This is a genomic window from Staphylococcus sp. KUGN1 (assembly GCF_045984185.1).
Taxonomy (GTDB): Bacteria; Bacillota; Bacilli; order Staphylococcales; family Staphylococcaceae; genus Staphylococcus; species Staphylococcus warneri_A.
The window spans coordinates 661,421-677,828 of sequence record NZ_JBJQIL010000001.1; the positions used below are offsets into that span (position 1 = coordinate 661,421).

General features: G+C 33.3%; 15 protein-coding genes. All 15 read left to right on the forward strand.

Annotated features, from left to right (window positions below; all coding sequences use genetic code 11):
- Window positions 1-148 precede the first annotated feature (148 nt).
- The 15 genes from ylqF to frr all read left to right on the forward strand — a co-directional run bounded on the left by ylqF (window position 149) and on the right by frr (window position 16,209).
- Entirely contained in the window at window positions 149-1,024 is an 876-nt protein-coding gene (gene ylqF / locus ACJQQZ_RS03380; RefSeq protein WP_408023066.1) for a ribosome biogenesis GTPase YlqF, read from the forward strand.
- On the forward strand, window positions 1,017-1,787 hold the full coding sequence (locus ACJQQZ_RS03385; protein WP_124228352.1) for a ribonuclease HII: 771 nt from the start codon (window positions 1,017-1,019) through the stop codon (window positions 1,785-1,787). Before ylqF ends, ACJQQZ_RS03385 begins: the two co-directional genes overlap by 8 nt.
- A 107-nt stretch (window positions 1,788-1,894) precedes the next feature.
- Window positions 1,895-3,061 (forward strand): ADP-forming succinate--CoA ligase subunit beta, encoded by a 1,167-nt coding sequence (gene sucC / locus ACJQQZ_RS03390; protein WP_002450565.1) that lies wholly within the window; start codon window positions 1,895-1,897, stop codon window positions 3,059-3,061.
- A gap of 21 nt (window positions 3,062-3,082) precedes the next feature.
- On the forward strand, window positions 3,083-3,988 hold the full coding sequence (gene sucD, locus ACJQQZ_RS03395) for a succinate--CoA ligase subunit alpha (protein ID WP_002450564.1): 906 nt from the start codon (window positions 3,083-3,085) through the stop codon (window positions 3,986-3,988).
- Window positions 3,989-4,209: 221 nt separating this feature from the next.
- Window positions 4,210-5,085: a DNA-processing protein DprA gene (gene dprA, locus ACJQQZ_RS03400; RefSeq protein ID WP_408023067.1), complete on the forward strand. Its 876-nt coding sequence runs from the start codon at window positions 4,210-4,212 to the stop codon at window positions 5,083-5,085.
- A gap of 177 nt (window positions 5,086-5,262) precedes the next feature.
- Window positions 5,263-7,338, forward strand: coding sequence for a type I DNA topoisomerase (topA, locus tag ACJQQZ_RS03405; RefSeq protein WP_186364154.1), 2,076 nt, complete (start codon window positions 5,263-5,265; stop codon window positions 7,336-7,338).
- A 116-nt stretch (window positions 7,339-7,454) separates the two neighbouring features.
- Complete coding sequence (gene trmFO, locus ACJQQZ_RS03410; protein WP_049425631.1) at window positions 7,455-8,762, forward strand: FADH(2)-oxidizing methylenetetrahydrofolate--tRNA-(uracil(54)-C(5))-methyltransferase TrmFO; 1,308 nt, start codon at window positions 7,455-7,457, stop codon at window positions 8,760-8,762.
- 164 nt (window positions 8,763-8,926) lie between these two features.
- On the forward strand, window positions 8,927-9,820 hold the full coding sequence (gene xerC, locus ACJQQZ_RS03415; RefSeq protein WP_002450560.1) for a tyrosine recombinase XerC: 894 nt from the start codon (window positions 8,927-8,929) through the stop codon (window positions 9,818-9,820).
- Window positions 9,817-10,362, forward strand: coding sequence for an ATP-dependent protease subunit HslV (gene hslV, locus ACJQQZ_RS03420; protein ID WP_002450559.1), 546 nt, complete (start codon window positions 9,817-9,819; stop codon window positions 10,360-10,362). The genes xerC and hslV overlap by 4 nt, the downstream gene beginning before the upstream one ends.
- Window positions 10,363-10,449: 87 nt before the next feature.
- Window positions 10,450-11,853: an ATP-dependent protease ATPase subunit HslU gene (gene hslU, locus ACJQQZ_RS03425; protein WP_124228349.1), complete on the forward strand. Its 1,404-nt coding sequence runs from the start codon at window positions 10,450-10,452 to the stop codon at window positions 11,851-11,853.
- A 23-nt stretch (window positions 11,854-11,876) separates the two neighbouring features.
- Window positions 11,877-12,650 (forward strand): GTP-sensing pleiotropic transcriptional regulator CodY, encoded by a 774-nt coding sequence (gene codY / locus ACJQQZ_RS03430; protein ID WP_002450557.1) that lies wholly within the window; start codon window positions 11,877-11,879, stop codon window positions 12,648-12,650.
- Between the two features lie 307 nt (window positions 12,651-12,957).
- Complete coding sequence (gene rpsB, locus ACJQQZ_RS03435) at window positions 12,958-13,746, forward strand: 30S ribosomal protein S2 (RefSeq protein WP_002466032.1); 789 nt, start codon at window positions 12,958-12,960, stop codon at window positions 13,744-13,746.
- A gap of 151 nt (window positions 13,747-13,897) precedes the next feature.
- Complete coding sequence (tsf, locus tag ACJQQZ_RS03440) at window positions 13,898-14,776, forward strand: translation elongation factor Ts (RefSeq protein WP_002450555.1); 879 nt, start codon at window positions 13,898-13,900, stop codon at window positions 14,774-14,776.
- A gap of 140 nt (window positions 14,777-14,916) precedes the next feature.
- Window positions 14,917-15,639, forward strand: a complete 723-nt coding sequence (gene pyrH / locus ACJQQZ_RS03445) for a UMP kinase (RefSeq protein ID WP_002450554.1) — start codon at window positions 14,917-14,919, stop codon at window positions 15,637-15,639.
- 15 nt (window positions 15,640-15,654) lie between these two features.
- Window positions 15,655-16,209 (forward strand): ribosome recycling factor, encoded by a 555-nt coding sequence (gene frr / locus ACJQQZ_RS03450; protein ID WP_002450553.1) that lies wholly within the window; start codon window positions 15,655-15,657, stop codon window positions 16,207-16,209.
- Window positions 16,210-16,408: the final 199 nt, after the last annotated feature.

A 16,408-nucleotide genomic window follows, 5' to 3' on the forward strand; every position in this document is an offset into this window, starting at 1 on the left:
TTTACAAAATCTTAAAATATAAAAATTGAAGTAAAATGGTCAAACAAGCTTATCGTGTTAAACTAAACCTAGTCTAGATGAAGATGTTAGCGTATAATTTGAACAATATGTATTTTAGAAAAATTGATAGTAACGAAAGGTGATAACTATGGCAATTCAATGGTATCCAGGACATATGGCTAAAGCCAAAAGGGAAGTAAGTGAGCAATTAAAAAAAGTTGATGTTGTGTTTGAACTTGTCGATGCTCGTATTCCTTATAGCTCAAGAAACCCAATGATTGATGAAGTAATTAAACAAAAACCTAGAGTGGTTATTTTAAATAAAAAAGATATGACAAACTTAAAAGAACTAGAAAAATGGGAACAATTTTTTGAAGAGAAAGGGTATTATCCAGTTGCTGTAGATGCGAAGCATGGTAAAAATTTAAAAGATGTTGAGAAAGCAGCAATACAAGCTACTAAAGAGAAATTTGAGCGTGAAAAAGCGAAAGGTTTAAGACCAAGAGCGATAAGAGCAATGATTGTTGGTATACCTAATGTTGGTAAATCAACACTCATTAATAAACTTGCCAATCGTAATATTGCACAAACTGGTAATAAACCAGGTGTTACGAAACAACAACAATGGATTAATGTAGGTAATTCTTTACAATTATTAGATACACCAGGAATTTTATGGCCAAAATTCGAAGACGAAGAAGTAGGTAAAAAATTGAGTCTAACAGGTGCAATTAAAGATAGCATTGTTCATTTAGACGAAGTAGCCATTTACGGTCTTCAATTTATGATTGAAAGAGATTTAGATGGATTAAAAAATCACTATAATATTGACGTTGATGAACAAGCTGAAATATTAGAATGGTTTGATGCAATTGGTCGTCGTAGAGGCCTTCTACAAAAGGGTAACGAAGTAGATTATGAAGCAGTTATTGAACTTATTATTTATGAAATTCGTAATGCTAAAATTGGTACATATTGCTTTGATATTTTTAAAGAAATGAAGCGTGACATAGAACATGAGTAAAACAATTAAAGAGATGAAATCAATTATTGATCAAATTGATTCTCTAGAGGTGCTTGAACAACATGAATGTAATAACGATGCGCGTAAAGGTGTTCAAAAAGCCATTGCTTCACGTAGAAAACAATTAGAAAAAGAATTAGCATTAATTCGTAATTATGAAGATATGAATTGGTATGAAAATGATATATTAGCTCAAAATAACAAAGCAATTATTTGCGGTATTGATGAAGTTGGAAGAGGACCGCTTGCTGGACCGGTCGTGGCATGTGCAGTGATTTTAAATCCAGGACATCGATATCTAGGTCTAAACGATTCAAAAAAAGTATCTGCCAAAAATAGAGCAATCTTGAATCAACAATTAAAAGAGGGTGTGACAGATTATGCATATGGCATTGCGACATCAGCAGAAATTGATGAAATGAATATCTATCAAGCAACGCGGTTGGCTATGCAACGTGCTATTGATCAATTAAACGTTCGACCAACTCAATTATTAATTGATGCGATGATTTTAGATAATGAGATTAGCCAAACTTCGATTATTAAAGGTGATGCTAAAAGTGTATCTATTGCAGCTGCAAGTATCATGGCCAAAGAGTACCGAGATCATTATATGAAGGAATTAGCGAAACAATATCCTGGTTATGATTTCGAAAAAAATGTTGGTTATGGTACTAAAGCTCATCTTGAAGGTATAGCTCAAAATGGTGTCATATCAGAGCATCGTAAAACTTTTGAACCGATTAAATCAATCTTACAATAGTTTGAATTTTAAATTAATTGCAAAAAAGATGGTGTATCAGTTTACAATAACGCTTACATTTTTTATAATTAAAAGGGAACTTAACCTAAGAAACAGGAGGATGGAAGATGAATATCCACGAGTATCAAGGTAAAGAAATATTTCGTTCAATGGGCGTAGCCGTTCCAGAAGGACGAGTAGCATTTACTGCTGAAGAAGCGGTGGAAAAAGCGAAAGAATTAGATTCAGATGTATATGTGGTTAAAGCACAAATACACGCTGGGGGTAGAGGTAAAGCAGGCGGTGTTAAAATTGCTAAATCACTATCTGAAGTTGAAACTTACGCTAATGAATTATTAGGTAAACAATTAGTTACACATCAAACAGGACCTGAAGGTAAAGAAGTTAAACGCTTATATATCGAACAAGGTTGCGATATTCAAAAAGAATATTATGTAGGTTTTGTAATTGATCGTGCTACTGACAAAGTGACTTTAATGGCTTCAGAAGAAGGCGGTACTGAAATTGAAGAAGTAGCTGCTAAAACACCTGAAAAAATCTTTAAAGAAACAATTGATCCAGTTGTAGGATTATCACCTTACCAAGCACGTAGAATTGCTTTCAATATTAATATTCCTAAAGAATCAATTAATAAAGCAGCGAAATTCTTAATTTCACTTTACAATGTATTTATTGAAAAAGATTGTTCAATCGTTGAAATTAACCCACTAGTAACTACTGGTGATGGTGATGTTTTAGCATTAGATGCTAAACTTAATTTCGATGATAATGCTTTATTCAGACATAAAGATATTATGGAATTAAGAGACTTAGAAGAAGAAGATCCAAAAGAAATCGAAGCGTCTAAATATGATTTATCATATATCGCTTTAGATGGAGATATTGGTTGTATGGTTAATGGTGCAGGTTTAGCCATGGCTACAATGGATACAATCAATCATTTTGGTGGAAATCCGGCTAACTTCTTAGACGTTGGTGGCGGTGCTACTAAAGAAAAAGTTACTGAAGCATTCAAAATCATCTTAGGTGATGAACATGTTAAAGGTATCTTTGTAAATATCTTTGGTGGAATCATGAAATGTGACGTCATTGCTGAAGGTATCGTTGCAGCAGTTAAAGAAGTAGAGTTAACTTTACCACTTGTAGTACGTTTAGAAGGTACAAACGTAGAACGCGGTAAAGAAATCTTAAATGATTCAGGTTTAGCGATTGAACCAGCATCTACTATGGCTGAAGGTGCTCAAAAAATTGTTAAACTTGTGAAAGAATCATAAGGAAAGGATGGGAACACTAAGATGAGTGTATTTATAGATAAAAATACTAAAGTAATTGTACAAGGTATTACAGGGTCTACTGCCCTTTTCCATACAAAACAAATGTTAGATTATGGAACACAAATTGTCGCAGGGGTAACACCTGGTAAAGGTGGACAAGTAGTAGAAGGTGTTCCAGTATACAATACTGTAGAAGAAGCAAAACAAGAAACTGGTGCTAATGTATCAGTAGTTTATGTGCCTGCGCCATTTGCTGCAGACTCAATTTTAGAAGCAGCTGATGCAGAATTAGACATGGTTATTTGTATTACTGAGCATATTCCTGTTGTAGATATGGTTAAAGTTAAACGTTATTTACAAGGTAGAAAAACACGTTTAGTAGGACCAAACTGCCCAGGTGTTATTACAGCAGATGAATGTAAAATTGGTATTATGCCAGGTTATATCCATAAAAAAGGTCACGTAGGTGTTGTATCTCGTTCAGGTACATTAACATATGAAGCAGTTCACCAATTAACTGAAGAAGGTATTGGTCAAACAACTGCTGTAGGTATCGGTGGTGACCCAGTTAACGGTACTAACTTCATCGATGTATTAAAAGCATTCAATGAAGACCCTGAAACTAAAGCGGTTGTTATGATTGGTGAAATCGGTGGTACAGCTGAAGAAGAAGCAGCTGAATGGATTAAAGCCAACATGACTAAACCAGTTGTAGGATTCATTGGTGGTCAAACAGCACCTCCAGGAAAACGTATGGGCCATGCTGGTGCCATTATTTCTGGTGGTAAAGGTACTGCATCAGAAAAAATTAAAACTTTAAATAGTTGTGGTGTAGAAACAGCTAACACACCTTCTGAAATTGGTACAACATTAATCGAAGCAGCTAAAAAAGCTGGTATTTACGAAGAATTATTAACTGTAAAATAATCAGTATGAATAATGTTTGTTATGAGCTTAGACACTTCTAAAAGTGTCTAAGCTTTTTTGTGAGCATTATATTATTACGATTATTTTTTCATATGTCATTTCAGTTGTATAAAGAGTTGATAGTTTTACTTCTTAAAAGTACGTTACAATTAGTGCTAAGATGTTTTTCAACTGTAATATTTTAATGAGTTATTTCTTTGTATAATTAAGTTAAAGGAGTAATGAACTTGAACGAATACTTTTTACTTAAATTATACTGGTCGCAATTTACAACCTCTCAAATCCATCAATTCTATCGGTACTACCCACATATTTTCCAAATGACTCCTAAAGAACAAGAAACGTCATTATTACGCTGGATAACACATCATCATCCTATGTTTCTTTCTAAATTTCATAAATATAAACAAATAAATATACAAGAAATTATGAAAATTCTTCGACAATTACATGTAAAATATATCACTTGTTTCGACCAAGGTTATCCACATTTATTAAAAGAAATCTATGATTATCCATTAGTTCTATTTTATAAAGGAGATGAAAAGCTATTTTTAAGTAGTCAAACTCTAGCCATAGTTGGGTCTAGGAAATGTACACATTATACTCAAGAAGCGCTTCATTTTCTTTTTCCTTCATTTAAAGATAAAAATATTACAATCATTTCTGGACTAGCAGAAGGCGCTGATAGTGAAGCACACATACAAGCATTGAAAAATCATTTACCAACCATTGCAGTACTAGGTTTTGGACACCATTATTATTATCCTAGATCCTCGGTTTCATTAAGAAATCGGATTGAAAAAGAGGGGTTAGTCATTTCAGAATATCCACCTTTTTCGCCAATTGCTAAATATAAGTTTCCAGAAAGAAATAGGATTATTAGTGGTTTGTCAAAAGGTGTATTACTAACTGAGGCAAACGAAAGAAGTGGTAGCAGAATTACAATTGATTGTGCAATAGAACAAAATAGAAACGTGTATGTTTTACCAGGTAAATTATTTGATTCCAAAACAAAAGGCAATTTATTATTACACCAAGAAGGGGCTACTATAGTCGTTAGTGAAGAAGATATTTTACAAGACTATTTAAATTGATAAAATAGTTTGTATGAGACAATTAGACATTATGAAAATGGATTAAAATCATTAAAGAAATGATTGGGAAATTAAATAAAAGATAAAACAAAATGCTTGATAAAATATTAAAACATTGACAAAAACAAAATTAAACGTTTATCATTTATCTTTAGTAATTAGATTAGCAAGGGGGAAATCACTTTGGCAGATAATTTAGTCATAGTTGAGTCGCCTGCAAAAGCTAAAACCATTGAAAAGTATTTAGGAAAAAGATATAAAGTTATTGCTTCAATGGGACACGTTCGTGATTTACCTAGAAGTCAAATGGGCGTGGACACTGAAGATAACTATGAACCCAAATATATAACAATACGTGGTAAAGGTCCTGTCGTTAAAGAATTGAAAAAGCATGCTAAGAAAGCAAAAAAAGTTTTTCTAGCTAGTGACCCTGACCGCGAAGGTGAAGCGATTGCTTGGCATTTATCAAAAATTTTAGAATTAGAAGATTCAAAAGAAAACAGAGTAGTATTTAATGAAATAACTAAAGATGCAGTAAAGGATAGTTTCAAACACCCTAGAGGTATTGAAATGGATTTAGTAGATGCGCAACAAGCACGTCGTATACTTGATAGATTAGTGGGTTATAATATTTCTCCAGTCTTATGGAAGAAGGTTAAAAAAGGTTTATCAGCTGGACGTGTACAATCTGTAGCATTGAAACTCGTAATTGATAGAGAAAATGAAATAAGAAACTTTAAACCAGAAGAATATTGGACAATTGAAGGTGAGTTTAGATATAAAAAGTCTAAATTTACAGCCAAATTCCTTCATTATAAAAACAAATCATATAAATTAAATAAAAAAGAAGACGTTGAAAAAATTACTGCAGCGTTAGTTGGAGACGAGTTTGAAATAACAAATGTTAATAAAAAAGAAAAAACACGTAATCCAGCTAATCCATTTACAACGTCTACACTTCAACAAGAGGCAGCACGTAAACTGAATTTTAAAGCACGTAAAACAATGATGATTGCACAACAACTATATGAAGGTATTGATTTGAAACGACAAGGAACAGTTGGTTTAATTACCTATATGCGTACTGATTCAACTCGTATCTCAGATCAAGCTAAATCAGAAGCTAAAAATTATATCATTGACAAGTATGGCAATGAATATGTATCTAATAGGAAAGCATCTGGTAAACAAGGGGATCAAGATGCCCATGAAGCTATAAGACCTACAAGCACACTAAGAACACCAGAAGAAATGAAACCGTTCTTAACACGTGACCAACATCGATTATATAAATTGATATGGGAACGTTTCGTAGCTAGTCAAATGGCTCCAGCAATTTTAGATACTATTGCTTTAGATGTCACTCAGAATGATATTAAATTCAGAGCGAATGGTCAGACAATAAAATTTAAAGGTTTCATGACATTATATGTTGAAACTAAAGATGATAAAGACAGTGATAAAGAAAATAAATTACCTAAATTAGAACAAGGTGATAAAGTCACTGCTACACAAATTGAACCTGCACAACATTTTACACAACCACCACCAAGATATACCGAAGCACGGTTAGTTAAAACATTAGAAGAATTGAAGATTGGACGACCTTCTACGTATGCACCAACGATAGATACAATTCAAAAACGTAACTACGTTAAACTTGAAAGTAAACGTTTCATGCCAACAGAATTAGGTGAAATCGTTTATGAACAAGTGAAAGAATACTTCCCAGAAATTATCGATGTCGAATTTACAGTTAATATGGAAACATTACTTGATAAAATTGCAGAAGGTGACATGAATTGGAGAAAAGTTGTTGGTGACTTCTACAATAGTTTCAAACAAGATGTTGAACGTGCTGAAGAGGAAATGGAAAAAATTGAGATAAAAGATGAACCTGCTGGAGAAGACTGTGAAGTTTGTGGCTCTCCAATGGTTATTAAAATGGGAAGATACGGAAAATTCATGGCATGTTCCAATTTCCCAGATTGTCGAAATACAAAAGCAATTGTTAAGACTATCGGTGTTAAGTGCCCTACGTGTAAAGATGGAGAAGTAGTTGAACGTAAATCTAAGAAAAATAGAATTTTTTATGGTTGTTCTAATTATCCAGAATGTGATTTCATCTCATGGGATAAACCGATAGGCAGAGATTGTCCAAAATGTAATCATTACCTAGTTGATAAGAAAAAAGGTCGAAGTAGCCAAGTGACTTGTTCAAATTGTGATTACAAAGAAGAAGTACAAAAATAGATATGACTTATATAAAAATAGCTACACAATCAAGTTGTGCGAGCTATTTTTATAGTTTGAATAAAGATCATAAATCGTTAAAATATAACCAAACGAATTCTACAGGAGGCATAAGCATGACACAAACAGTCAATGTAGTTGGTGCAGGTTTAGCTGGTTCCGAAGCTGCATATCAATTAGCAGAAAGAGGAATTAAAGTTAATTTAATAGAAATGCGCCCAGTTAAACAAACACCTGCGCATCATACAGATAAATTTGCAGAGTTAGTATGTTCAAACTCATTAAGAGGTAATGCACTTACAAATGCTGTAGGTGTATTAAAAGAAGAAATGCGACGCTTAGATTCTTTAATTATAAAAGCTGCAGATAAAGCCAGAGTACCGGCAGGAGGGGCCCTTGCAGTTGATAGACATGATTTTGCTGGCTATATCACAGACACACTTAGAAATCATCCCAATGTGACAGTTTTAAATCAAGAAGTACACAGTATTCCTGAAGGATATACAATCATAGCGACAGGACCACTTACTACAGAAAACTTAGCACAAGAAATCGTGGATATTACAGGAAAAGATCAATTGTACTTCTATGATGCTGCAGCACCTATTATCGAAAAAGATTCAATTGATATGGATAAAGTTTATTTAAAATCTAGATATGATAAAGGAGAAGCAGCATATTTAAATTGTCCGATGACCGAAGAAGAGTTTGACCGTTTTTATAATGCCGTATTAGAAGCAGAAGTCGCTCCCGTTAATGAATTTGAAAAAGAAAAATACTTTGAAGGTTGTATGCCGTTTGAAGTAATGGCAGAACGTGGTAGAAAAACATTACTATTTGGGCCAATGAAACCAGTTGGATTAGAAGATCCTAAAACTGGTAAACGACCATTTGCAGTTGTTCAATTAAGACAAGATGATGCAGCAGGCACGTTATATAATATTGTTGGTTTCCAAACACATTTAAAATGGGGTGCTCAAAAAGAAGTTATCAAATTAATACCAGGATTAGAAAATGTAGATATCGTACGATATGGTGTGATGCACAGAAATACATTTATTAATTCACCAGATGTCTTAAACGAAAAGTATGAATTAATTGGTCATGAAAATATTTACTTTGCAGGACAAATGACAGGTGTGGAAGGTTACGTTGAAAGTGCAGCAAGCGGATTAGTTTCAGGGATTAACTTAGCACATAAATTACTAGATAAAGGTGAGGTTATTTTCCCTAGGGAAACAATGATTGGTAGCATGGCTTACTATATTTCACACGCTAAAAATGAAAAGAACTTCCAACCAATGAATGCCAACTTTGGTTTATTACCATCATTAGAAAAGAGAATTAAAGATAAAAAAGAAAGATATGAAACACAAGCAAATCGTGCATTAGAATATCTTGAAAATTATAAAAAAACTTTATAATTTTTAAGAACATAAACTAGGTGGCGTATGCTATCTAGTTTTTTGTTGGTTATGATTGCTGACGGTATATGTTACAATTCTCGAAAGATTTTGAATTGAATATCAAATCACTGTAAGCCCTACCACGGATATGCTACAATTCTATATGATGGAGGCGAAATTTATTGAATGATATTCAAAAAGCGTTTCTCTATATGTTAAAAGTAGAACGACATTTTTCTGATCACACACTCAAGTCTTATCATGATGACATTGTGCAATTTAATGATTTTTTATATCAGGAATCTTTAGATTTAAATGACTTTGAATATAAAGATGCAAGAAATTATTTAAGTTTTTTATATTCGAAAAATTTGAAAAGAACTACAGTTTCACGTAAAATTTCTACGTTACGAACTTTTTATGAATATTGGATGACACAGGATGAGTCCGTTGTTAATCCATTTGTTCAACTTGTACACCCAAAGAAAGAACAGTACTTACCACAATTTTTTTATGAAGAAGAAATGGAAGCTTTATTTAAAACGGTAGATACTGATAGTAAAAAGGGTATGCGAGATAAAGTAATACTTGAACTATTATATGCAACAGGTATTCGTGTTTCTGAATTGGTGCATATCAAAACACAAGATTTAGATATGAAGTTACCTGGAGTTAAAGTATTAGGTAAAGGTAATAAAGAAAGATTTATTCCTTTTGGAGAATTTTGTAAGCAAAGTATAGAACGGTATTTAAAGGAATTTAAACCTTTAAAACATGTTGATCATGACTATTTAATCGTTAATATGCAAGGTCAACCAATAACAGAAAGAGGAGTTAGATACGTACTTAATGATGTAGTAAAACGTACGTCTGGTGTAACGAATATTCACCCCCATAAATTACGACATACCTTCGCAACACACTTGTTAAACCAAGGAGCTGATTTGAGAACAGTGCAATCTCTACTAGGTCATGTTAATTTATCAACCACTGGGAAATATACACACGTATCTAATCAACAATTAAGAAAAGTTTATCTTAATGCACATCCTCGAGCAAAAAAGGAGAATGAATGATGGATAACTCATTACATGCAACTACGATATATGCTGTAAGACATAATGGTGGCGCAGCAATGGCCGGAGACGGACAAGTCACATTAGGACAACAAGTAATAATGAAACAAACAGCAAGAAAAGTGAGACGCTTATACGATGGAAAGGTACTAGCAGGTTTTGCAGGTAGTGTTGCTGATGCGTTTACACTTTTTGAAAAGTTCGAAACAAAACTTCAACAATTTAGTGGTAATCTTGAAAGAGCAGCCGTTGAACTTGCACAAGAGTGGCGAGGAGATAAACAACTGCGTCAGTTAGAAGCAATGTTAATAGTAATGGACAAAGATGCCATATTAGTTGTTAGCGGTACAGGAGAAGTGATTGCCCCCGATGATGATTTAATAGCGATAGGTTCAGGCGGAAATTATGCATTAAGTGCAGGTCGAGCACTAAAACGACACGCAGGACAAATGTCAGCAGAAGAAATGGCTTATGAAAGTTTGAAGGTGGCATCTGACATTTGTGTGTTCACAAATGATAATATTATAGTTGAAACATTATAAAAATCTATAATCAATCGAGCAAATTGATTTGTAGTAAGTATAAATAGCATTAATTTCAGAAAGTAAGAAATTGGAGGTCATCCATATATGGATACAAATGGTATAAAATTAACACCGAAAGATATTGTATCTAAATTAAACGAATATATCGTAGGACAAGATGATGCGAAAAGGAAAGTAGCCATTGCCTTACGTAATAGATACAGAAGAAGCTTATTAGATGAAGAATCTAAACAAGAAATAGCACCCAAGAATATTTTAATGATTGGACCAACAGGTGTAGGTAAAACAGAAATAGCACGTAGAATGGCCAAAATTGTAGGTGCACCGTTTATTAAAGTTGAAGCAACTAAATTTACAGAGGTTGGTTATGTAGGTCGTGACGTAGAGAGTATGGTCAGAGATTTAGTTGATGTGTCAGTGCGATTAGTTAAAGATGAAAAGAAAGAAATGGTCAAAGATGAAGCAACGCAAAAAGCTAACGATAAATTAGTGAAATTACTCGTTCCTAGCATGAAGAAAAAAGCATCTCAAGGTAATAATCCATTAGAATCTTTATTCGGTGGAGCAATTCCGAATTTTAATCAAAATAATGAAGAAGAGGAAGAGCCACCAACAGAGGAAATTAAAACTAAACGTACAGAAATCAAAAAACAACTTGAAGAAGGCAAACTTGAAGAAGAAAAAGTGCGTATCAAAGTTGAACAAGATCCAGGTGCTTTAGGAATGTTAGGTACAAATCAAAACCAACAAATGCAAGATATGATGAATCAACTTATGCCTAAAAAGAAAGTTGAACGTGAAGTTCCAGTTAAGACGGCACGTAAAATACTTGCAGATGACTTTGCAGATGAACTCATCGATCAAGAAACAGCAAATCAAGAAGCATTAGAGTTAGCTGAACAAATGGGAATTATCTTTATCGATGAAATCGATAAAGTGGCTACAAATAATCAAAATAGTGGTCAAGATGTTTCAAGACAAGGTGTTCAACGTGATATCTTACCAATTCTTGAAGGTAGCATGATTCAAACTAAATATGGTACTGTAAATACTGAACATATGCTATTTATTGGCGCTGGTGCATTCCACGTGTCTAAACCTAGTGATTTAATTCCAGAGCTTCAAGGACGATTCCCAATTAGAGTCGAACTTGATAGTTTATCAGTAGAAGATTTCGTTAGAATTCTTAAGGAACCTAAATTATCACTAGTAAAACAATATGAAGCGTTACTTCAAACAGAAGAAGTAACAGTTAACTTCTCAGATGAAGCAATTACACGATTAGCTGAAATTGCATATCAAGTCAATCAAGATACTGATAATATTGGTGCGCGTCGATTACACACAATTTTAGAAAAAATGTTAGAAGATTTATCATTCGAAGCACCGAATATGCCACATGCTGTTGTTGATATTACGCCACAATATGTTGATGATAAATTAAAATCAATCTCAACAAATAAAGATTTAAGTGCATTTATTCTATAAAAATAAAAAGAAGGAGAAAAATTATGAGCTTATTATCTAAAACAAGAGAGTTAAACACGTTATTACAGAAACACAAAGGCATCGCAGTAGATTTTAAGGACGTTGCCCAAACGATTAGTAGCGTTACAGTAACTAATGTATTTATTGTGTCGAGAAGAGGTAAAATTTTAGGGTCGAGCTTAAATGAATTACTGAAGAGTGATCGAATCATTCACATGCTTGAAGATAGACATATCCCTGCAGAATATACTGATCAATTAATGGATGTTAAAGAAACACAATCTAATATTGATATTGATAATGTTTTAACGGTATTCCCACCAGAAAATAGAGAAGTGTTTGTAAATAGTAGAACAACAATATTCCCTATTTTAGGTGGAGGAGAAAGATTAGGTACGTTAGTTTTAGGAAGAGTTCAAGATGATTTCAATGAAAATGATTTAGTTTTAGGCGAATATGCTGCAACTGTCATTGGTATGGAAATTTTACGTGAAAAGCACAATGAAGTTGAAAAAGAAGCACGAGATAAAGCTTCAATCACAATGGCCATTAATTCATTATCTTATTCAGAAAAAGAAGCCATCGAACATATCTTTGATGAATTAGGTGGTAATGAAGGGTTATTAATTGCTTCTAAAGTTGCTGATAGAGTCGGTATTACACGTTCAGTAATTGTAAATGCACTACGTAAACTAGAAAGCGCTGGTGTGATTGAGTCACGTTCACTAGGTATGAAAGGTACATTTATCAAAGTTAAAAAAGAAAAATTCTTAGATGAATTAGAACGTAATAAATAAATTTATTAAGGTTTAGGTGCTACCATTGGAATGCCTAAACCTTAATTTTTTGTAAATAAGGGATAATGATTTTTAGTAACACTTCATCGATGAAAAATAAATAATAAATGACACTAGATGATGTTTGATTTAATCAATCATCTATTAGACGAAAGGCATTGCAATCAATGTCGAATTATGATATATTTATTTTCGGCTATAAAGCCAATACACACATAATAAATGTAAATATAGAGGGTGCAGTATTTAATTACTGTCTTTATATGAGTTTGTTATGGAGGTAATTAACCAATAGGAGGAATTTATAATGGCAGTTATATCAATGAAACAATTGTTAGAAGCTGGTGTTCACTTCGGCCATCAAACACGTCGTTGGAACCCAAAAATGAAAAAATATATCTTCACTGAGAGAAATGGTATTTATATCATTGACTTACAAAAAACAGTGAAAAAAGTTGAAGAAGCATATAACTTCATCAAACAAGTATCAGAAGATGGCGGTAAAGTCTTATTCGTAGGTACTAAAAAACAAGCACAAGATTCAGTTAAAGCTGAAGCAGAACGTGCTGGTCAATTCTACGTTAACCAAAGATGGTTAGGTGGAATCTTAACTAACTATAAAACAATCTCAAAACGAATCAAACGTATTTCTGAAATTGAAAAAATGGAAGAAGACGGCTTATTCGAAGTATTACCTAAAAAAGAAGTTGTTGAACTTAAAAAAGAATACGACCGTTTAATTAAATTCTTAGGCGGTATTCGTGATATGAAAACTATGCCTCAAGCATTATTCGTAGTTGATCCTCGTAAAGAGCGCAACGCAATTGCTGAAGCACGTAAATTAAATATTCCAATCGTGGGTATTGTTGACACTAACTGTGACCCAGATGAAATTGATTATGTAATCCCAGCAAACGACGATGCTATCCGTGCCGTTAAATTATTAACTGGTAAAATGGCAGACGCTGTTTTAGAAGGTCAACAAGGTGTATCAAACGAAGAAGTAGCTGCAGAACAAAACATCAATTTAGATGAAAAAGAAGAATCTGACAAAGCAGAAACAACTGAAGAAAACACTTCTGTTGAATCAAACTAAGTTATAGTTTAAATGGGTGATAAGATACTAATGCTTATCACCTTTTTTTAAAAAATAAATTAATAGTATAGAGTATTGGAAATTTTACTAGGAATAATGGTAAAATTTAAATATATCTGTAACAGAATTATATATACTGGAGGAATAATTAATGGCAATTTCAGCTAAACTTGTAAAAGAATTACGTGAAAAAACTGGCGCTGGCATGATGGACTGTAAAAAAGCGCTAACTGAAACTGATGGTGATATGGACAAAGCTATCGATTACTTACGTGAAAAAGGTATTGCTAAAGCAGCTAAAAAAGCTGATCGTATCGCAGCAGAAGGTCTTGTACATGTTGAAATCAATGGTAACGAAGCAGCTATCGTTGAAATCAACTCAGAAACAGACTTCGTTGCTCGTAACGAAGGTTTCCAAAACTTAGTAAAAGAAATTGCTAACCAAGTACTTGCTACTAAAGCAGAATCTGTTGAAGCATTAATGGAAACTAAATTCGAAGACGGTAAAACTGTTGACGAAAAAATGAAAGAAGCTATTTCAACAATCGGTGAAAAATTAAGCATCCGTCGTTTTGCAGTTAGAACTAAATCAGATAACGATGCATTCGGTGCATACTTACACATGGGTGGACGTATCGGTGTGTTAACTGTAATTGAAGGTACTACTGATGAAGCAGCTGCTAAAGATGTAGCTATGCACATTGCTGCTATCAATCCTAAATATGTTTCATCTGACCAAGTAAGCGAAGATGAAATTAATCATGAAAGAGAAGTACTTAAACAACAAGCATTAAATGAAGGTAAACCAGAAAACATCGTTGAAAAAATGGTTGAAGGTCGTTTACGTAAATACTTACAAGAAATTTGTGCTGTTGACCAAAACTTCGTTAAAAACCCAGATGAAACAGTTGAAGCTTTCTTAAAATCTAAAGGTGGTAAACTTGTTGACTTCGTAAGATATGAAGTAGGCGAAGGTATGGAAAAACGCGAAGAAAACTTTGCTGATGAAGTTAAAGGACAAATGAAATAATAAGTCATATTGTTAACAAGAAAGAAGACACCTGAAAGGTTTTCTCAGATTAAAAGCAGTAGTTTTTAATTTAGAGAGGACGTCCGTGTCTTCTTTACTTATATACTTTTACATATTTCTACTATAGAGAGGATAAGAAAATGGCTCAAACTTCTAAATATAAACGTGTAGTCTTAAAACTTAGTGGTGAAGCACTTGCAGGTGACAAAGGATTTGGCATTAACCCAATGATTATTAAAAGTGTTGCTAAGCAAGTAGCCGAAGTAGCAAAAATGGATTGCGAAATTGCTGTAATAGTTGGTGGCGGTAACATTTGGAGAGGTAAAACAGGAAGCGATTTAGGAATGGATCGCGGTACTGCTGACTATATGGGAATGTTAGCCACTGTTATGAATGCACTTGCCCTACAAGATAGCCTTGAACAATTAGAATGTGATACGCGTGTTTTAACTTCTATTGAAATGAAGCAAGTTGCTGAACCTTACATTCGTCGTCGTGCCATTCGTCATTTAGAGAAAAAACGTGTTGTTATCTTTGCAGCAGGTATTGGTAACCCTTATTTCTCTACTGATACAACAGCGGCACTAAGAGCGGCTGAAGTAGAAGCAGACGTTATATTAATGGGTAAAAATAATGTTGATGGTGTTTACTCTGCAGATCCTAAAGTAGATAAAGATGCAGTTAAATATGAACATTTAACACATATTCAAATGCTTCAAGAAGGTCTACAAGTTATGGACTCAACAGCTTCTTCATTCTGTATGGATAACAATATTCCATTAAATGTGTTCTCTATTATGGAAGAGGGTAATATTAAACGAGCTGTAATGGGCGAGAAAATTGGTACATTAATTACAAAATAATATGAGGTGTAAAAAATGAGTGACATTATTAAAGATACTAGAGCAAGAATGCAAAAATCTATCGATAATTTATCTAAAGAATTAGCTAATATCAGTGCAGGTAGAGCGAATTCTAATTTATTAAATGGTGTAAATGTTGATTATTATGGTGCACCAACACCAGTACAACAATTAGCAAGTATTAATGTTCCAGAAGCAAGATTACTTGTTATTTCTCCTTACGATAAATCTTCTGTGGCTGATATCGAGAAAGCAATTAATGCGGCTAATCTTGGTGTTAACCCAACTAGTGACGGAGAAGTTATTCGTATTTCTGTTCCTGCTTTAACAGAAGAGCGTCGTAAAGAATTAGTTAAAGATGTTAAAAAAATTGGTGAAGATGCCAAAGTTTCAATTAGAAACATTCGTCGTGATGTTAACGATCAACTTAAAAAAGATGAAAAGAACGGCGACATTACTGAAGATGACTTAAGAAGTCAAACAGACGACGTTCAAAAAGCAACGGATAATTCAATTAAAGAAATTGATCAATTAGTTGATGACAAAGAAAAAGACATTATGTCAGTATAATCTTCTGACAAACTTAAAAGTCATATTAACTTATTGTAGATGGCACTTATACAGTGTTAATGTAAGACAAAATGATGCAATATTCATTCTAGTCTAAACTGTACCAAGTAAGACTTTGGTACAGTTTTTTTATTTGCTTATTCAATGCTATAAATGAGTATGATAAAATGGTAGATGATTGTTTAAACAACCTATACAA

Coding starts and splice junctions, on each gene's coding strand:
- ylqF (WP_408023066.1), top strand. CDS start 149: ATGGCAATTCAATGGTATCCAGGACATATGGCTAAAGCCAAAAGGGAA.
- ACJQQZ_RS03385 (WP_124228352.1), top strand. CDS start 1,017: ATGAGTAAAACAATTAAAGAGATGAAATCAATTATTGATCAAATTGAT.
- sucC (WP_002450565.1), top strand. CDS start 1,895: ATGAATATCCACGAGTATCAAGGTAAAGAAATATTTCGTTCAATGGGC.
- sucD (WP_002450564.1), top strand. CDS start 3,083: ATGAGTGTATTTATAGATAAAAATACTAAAGTAATTGTACAAGGTATT.
- dprA (WP_408023067.1), top strand. CDS start 4,210: ATGAACTTGAACGAATACTTTTTACTTAAATTATACTGGTCGCAATTT.
- trmFO (WP_049425631.1), top strand. CDS start 7,455: ATGACACAAACAGTCAATGTAGTTGGTGCAGGTTTAGCTGGTTCCGAA.
- hslV (WP_002450559.1), top strand. CDS start 9,817: ATGATGGATAACTCATTACATGCAACTACGATATATGCTGTAAGACAT.
- hslU (WP_124228349.1), top strand. CDS start 10,450: ATGGATACAAATGGTATAAAATTAACACCGAAAGATATTGTATCTAAA.
- codY (WP_002450557.1), top strand. CDS start 11,877: ATGAGCTTATTATCTAAAACAAGAGAGTTAAACACGTTATTACAGAAA.
- rpsB (WP_002466032.1), top strand. CDS start 12,958: ATGGCAGTTATATCAATGAAACAATTGTTAGAAGCTGGTGTTCACTTC.
- tsf (WP_002450555.1), top strand. CDS start 13,898: ATGGCAATTTCAGCTAAACTTGTAAAAGAATTACGTGAAAAAACTGGC.
- pyrH (WP_002450554.1), top strand. CDS start 14,917: ATGGCTCAAACTTCTAAATATAAACGTGTAGTCTTAAAACTTAGTGGT.
- frr (WP_002450553.1), top strand. CDS start 15,655: ATGAGTGACATTATTAAAGATACTAGAGCAAGAATGCAAAAATCTATC.